At 55.4% G+C, this 4378-nt stretch carries 6 protein-coding genes and 1 other RNA gene; 4 read left to right on the top strand and 3 right to left on the bottom strand.

The annotated features are described in order from the left end of the window. The coding region (locus B3Z49_RS00645) for a hypothetical protein (RefSeq protein ID WP_296987375.1) at positions 1–233 on the bottom strand (233 nt) is incomplete at its 3' end. 28 nt (positions 234–261) lie between these two features. Between B3Z49_RS00645 and B3Z49_RS00640 the strand changes: the two genes are divergently transcribed. The 4 genes from B3Z49_RS00640 to B3Z49_RS00625 all read left to right on the top strand — a co-directional run bounded on the left by B3Z49_RS00640 (position 262) and on the right by B3Z49_RS00625 (position 3305). Further along, positions 262–816, top strand: coding sequence for a hypothetical protein (locus B3Z49_RS00640; protein WP_296987372.1), 555 nt, complete (start codon positions 262–264; stop codon positions 814–816). A 94-nt stretch (positions 817–910) separates the two neighbouring features. Continuing rightward, a complete protein-coding gene (gene corA, locus B3Z49_RS00635; protein WP_296987369.1) occupies positions 911–1972 on the top strand; it encodes a magnesium/cobalt transporter CorA in 1062 nt (353 codons plus the stop codon). Between the two features lie 95 nt (positions 1973–2067). Beyond that, positions 2068–2616 (top strand): cysteine hydrolase family protein, encoded by a 549-nt coding sequence (locus B3Z49_RS00630; protein ID WP_296987366.1) that lies wholly within the window; start codon positions 2068–2070, stop codon positions 2614–2616. 68 nt (positions 2617–2684) lie between these two features. Beyond that, positions 2685–3305, top strand: a complete 621-nt coding sequence (locus B3Z49_RS00625) for a pyridoxamine 5'-phosphate oxidase family protein (protein WP_296987364.1) — start codon at positions 2685–2687, stop codon at positions 3303–3305. A 78-nt stretch (positions 3306–3383) separates the two neighbouring features. Here B3Z49_RS00625 and rnpB read toward each other — a convergent pair. Both rnpB and B3Z49_RS00615 read right to left on the bottom strand, forming a co-directional pair. Continuing rightward, positions 3384–3779, bottom strand: an RNA gene (gene rnpB, locus B3Z49_RS00620) — RNase P RNA component class A. Positions 3780–3840: 61 nt separating this feature from the next. Further along, positions 3841–4378: N-acetylmuramoyl-L-alanine amidase (locus B3Z49_RS00615; RefSeq protein ID WP_296987362.1), on the bottom strand; the 538-nt coding region annotated here is incomplete at its 5' end.

Raw genomic sequence — 4378 nt, 5'->3', positions numbered from 1 at the left:
GTCTTCTGGCGCGGGGCAGCGTCAGTGAAACGAAGGAAGCGATTGTTGCGGATAAAAGCTGCCATTCTATTAATGGGTTGTGCATTTTCCTGGGCTGCGTTGGTTCCCGGGTTAAATCCGATCACGGGTGGTGAGGCCACGGCGCAGGGGCTTAGTCTTGACCCGGCCGGTGGCGGATCAAATTCGCCCGAAGTTTCATCGCCGCAGATGCGTGAATTACTGCCCTTGATCATGCAGCAGCTGCAAACTAATCCGGAACTGATGTCTCAGTTTGGACTGGGCGGGCTTTCGGGGCTGAATAGCCTGAATGGGGATGGTTCCGGTGCAGGTGTTCCCGGTATGACAGGCGACGGTGTGTCGAACATCCCCGGACTGAGCGAGGCAATTGCAAAGGCGCTTGCCCAGCAAAATGGTGGCGCTGGTGTCGCGCCATCGGGCATTCCCGAACAGGTCAAAGTCTATCGCGAACAATACCACCCGGTTGATATCGACCAGGATGGCCGTATCAGCGCGGATGAGGCTGCCGCCTATGCCAGCTGGATGTTCAGGCGGCGCGATATCACGGGCGATAATGTTTTGGTGGCGCGCGAATTTGCCGCAGTTGAAAAATTGCCGGGTTCTTCGGATGCCAATCGACAAAGGTTGCGCACCGAAAGCCGCCGACTTGAATTGCTGTTTCCGGACTTTGATGCCGATGGTGACAAGATGATCACCAAGGAAGAATTCATGGCGCAGGTGCACGCGACCTATAATGAAAAGCGCGGAACGGCGGCGGATATTGATCCGTTTTCGTTCCAGACGGTTTTGCCATTCTAGGGCTGAGTTGCTTGGAAACGCATTCATCACATGACAAGTATTCAATAAACTGGCATCCGTAACCATCGGCAAGCCGGAAGAGACGGAGAGGCTCATGGACACCAACGAATTCTTTGCCCCGGTGCGCGCAAACACCGACAGCGGCAATACCGCCAGTCCGGCTGCTTCTGATAGCGCCGTTGGTGACAGTGGGCAGGCAACCGAGGCCGCAAACACGCCGTCTGAACAATCTGCCGCCAAACCGGCTGCTGCCAAGGCCGAACGCTTTCCGGTTTGGGTCGATTTGCATGCCCCGACACCCGATGAAATTCACGAGATCGAAGAGCGCTTTGGCATCGAAATACCGACGCGCGAAGAAATGCAGGAAATCGAACTGTCATCGCGCTTGTATGACGAAGACGGTGCGTTGTTCATGACGGTTTCGGTTCTGACCAAGGCAACCACCGATGCGCCGCAAACCACGGCGGTGACGTTTATTCTGGTCAAAAAGACCCTGATCACCGTGCGTTATGCCGATCCAGTACCGTTCAAGACCTTCATCCGTCGTGTTAAGCGCAGTCCGTCGCTTGCCAATAGCGCCGAGGCCGTTCTGTTTGGTCTGCTTGAACAGATTGTTGATCGACTTGCCGACCTGATGGAGCAAACAGCGACCGATCTTGAAGGCCTGTCCAATCAGGTCTTTATCAGCCCCGACGAGAATAGCTCGGATGCGGATCATCGCGAAACCCTGCGTCAGATCGGGCGTACCGGTAACCTGTCGGGCAAGGCCAAGGACAGCCTTTTGAACCTGCATCGCTTGGGATTGTTCCTTTCAACACAGGCGCGGCTCAAAAAGGATGCCAAGGCGCGCCTCAAGATCCTGTCACGCGATATTGTCTCGATCACCGAGCACGCCAATTTCATCGCCAACAAGGTGACCTTCCTGCTTGATGCGACACTTGGCATGATCAGCCTTGAACAAAACAACATCATCAAGATCTTCTCGGTCGCAGCCGCCGCCTTCCTGCCACCGACCCTGATTGCCAGCATCTATGGCATGAACTTCGAATTCATGCCGGAACTGGGGTGGGAGTTCGGCTATCCGGTCGCAATCGGCCTGATGGTGCTGTCCGCCGTCCTGCCGTTGTTGTATTTCAAGCGCAAAGGATGGCTTTAGGCCAAATGGCGAGATGCGTGGGACTTCTGTCCTTTTAGACAGTCTTTGCGCTGCTAGATTGACCGGCACATTCACCAAATGTCGGAGCCCCACAAATGAGCAATACCGCCCTGATCCTGATTGATTGGCAGAAGGGATTTGATGATCCTGAATATTGGGGAAATCGCAACAACCCCGACGCCGAAGCCAACGGCGAAAAGCTGCTCGCTCACTGGCGCGCCAAAGGTTGGCCTGTGTTTCACGCCAAGCACAACTCGACAGAGCCGCAATCGCGCCTGCATCCCGACCATCCCGGTAACGCTTTCAAGCCGGGTTTTGCGCCCAAGGATGATGAACCGGTCTATGGCAAGAACGTCAATTCTGCCCTGATCGGCACGGACCTTGAGGCAGATCTGCGTGCGCAAGGCATTTCGAAGCTGGTTCTGTGCGGGATAACCACGGATCATTGCGTGAACACAACCACCCGCATGGCAGCCAATCTTGGATTTGATGCCACCATTGCGGCTGATGCCTGCGCGACCTTTGATCGCAGCTTGCCAGACGGGCGGGTTTTCCCGGCCCAGATGGTTCATGATGTTGCGCTTGCCAGCCTGAATGGCGAGTTTGCAGCGGTGAAAACAGCCGCGGAAATTATTGCGGGCTAATCGGCAATTGACTTGCGTTCGCAACTAAAGCAGTTTCTGCCCTCGTTTCTCGCCAAAGGTAATCTGCAATGACCAAAATCGATACTCAGGAAAAGCTCCGTGCCATTTACGGAGAGCCGCTTGGACTAGCTGTCAGCAAATGTTTGCCGGCGCTTGATCCGCACTGCAAGCACTTCATTTCGCTTGCGCCCTTTGCGGTCATTTCCTCGTCAGATACCAATGGCAATGCAGATGTCAGCCCGCGTGGTGATGGCCCGGGTTTCATCAAGGTTGTTGATGACAAAACCTTGGTCATGCCCGATCGTCCCGGGAATAACCGGGTCGATACCCTGTCAAACATCGTCGACAACCCGAAAGTCGGGATGCTGTTTTTCGTACCGGGCGTGAACGAAACGCTGCGCATCAATGGTGTTGCTGAAGTCAGCACCGACCCGGGGCTGCTTGGGCTGTTTGCCGATACGCCCAAGGCACCGATAACCGCGATCAAGATCACGGTCGAGGAAGCCTTCCTGCATTGTGCAAAGGCGCTGATGCGTTCCAAGTTGTGGGATCCGGAAACCCGGATAGAACGCAAAACGCTTCCGACCTTGGGCAAGATGATCAAGGATCAGACAGCATCTGATATCCCCGAAAGCACGCAGGAAGAAGTAGACAAGTATTTCGCGCAATCCATTGCCGAACGTGGCTGATCTGCTGTTCATGATTGAACGCATTTGGTCCGGGCGATGACGGGAAACTGTCATCGCCTTTTTTCTGTCTGAAAAGATAATACCAGATGGCCTGTAAGCCGGGTTCTGTCCATGCGGCGAACCGCACTGGATGACTATTCATCTGGGACGTCCGTCGCCGAACGCCTCCTGCAACCAACCCGAATGGTGGTGCGAAAACCCACCTGCCGACAATGCCGAAGCATCCGGCCGACCATTCCTATTAGGTTTTGCTCCCGGTGGGGTTTACCATGCGTCCCGCATTGCTGAAGGACCGGTGCGCTCTTACCGCACCCTTTCACCCTTACCGGATGGCTTGCGCGATCCGGCGGTATCCTCTCTGTGGCACTTTCCCTAGGGTCGCCCCCGCCAGACGTTATCTGGCACCGTGTTTCCGTGGAGCCCGGACTTTCCTCCCCGATTGCAAGCAATCAGGGCAGCCATCCGGCCATCTGGTGATCGGGATGTAGGTCACATCAAGGATGGCGTCAAGAAAAAGCAGTGCGGGCAGGGATGCCTAGCGGATGATCGCGCTGGCAAGCACCTTGGCAATGGCGATGCATTCGCCATCGACATCGCCTGAAATGTCGTTTTGCCGCCAATGACGCTGGAACGCGATGGTGCGTTTGGCTTTGTCTTCGTCGCTGTCTGCGGGGCCATAACCAATTGCCTCAAGCAGGCGATAGAATTCATCCGGGCTGGCAGCTTTGCCGGAAATGCCGGAACTGATTTCAGCAACACCATGGCATCCGGGCCATAGACCGATGCCGTGTTCGGCCAGTTGCTGCCACGGGAACAGTTCACCCGGATCTTCCTTGCGGTCTGGGGCCATATCGGAATGGGCGATGATGCGGCTGGCGGGGATCTCATGGCGTTTGAGGATGTCTTGCGTCAGATCTATGACGGATTTGATCTGGATTTCCGGAAATAGGCGATAGCCATATTCATGCCCCGGATTGACGATTTCGATCCCGATGGAATTAGAATTCACATCTTGGCAGCCTTGCCAGATGCCAAGCCCTGCATGCCAAGCGCGCTTGTCTTCATCAACCAGC

This window comes from Thalassospira sp. UBA1131 (assembly GCF_002311515.1).
GTDB lineage: Bacteria > Pseudomonadota > Alphaproteobacteria > Rhodospirillales > Thalassospiraceae > Thalassospira.
Note: the sequence above shows the minus strand (reverse complement) of the source record. Positions and strands in the feature narration are given on the sequence as shown.

What these genes read in the sequence shown, in the direction of transcription:
- B3Z49_RS00640 (WP_296987372.1), top strand. Translation starts at nt 262, where the DNA reads ATGTCTCAGTTTGGACTGGGCGGGCTTTCGGGGCTGAATAGCCTGAAT.
- corA (WP_296987369.1), top strand. Translation starts at nt 911, where the DNA reads ATGGACACCAACGAATTCTTTGCCCCGGTGCGCGCAAACACCGACAGC.
- B3Z49_RS00630 (WP_296987366.1), top strand. Translation starts at nt 2,068, where the DNA reads ATGAGCAATACCGCCCTGATCCTGATTGATTGGCAGAAGGGATTTGAT.
- B3Z49_RS00625 (WP_296987364.1), top strand. Translation starts at nt 2,685, where the DNA reads ATGACCAAAATCGATACTCAGGAAAAGCTCCGTGCCATTTACGGAGAG.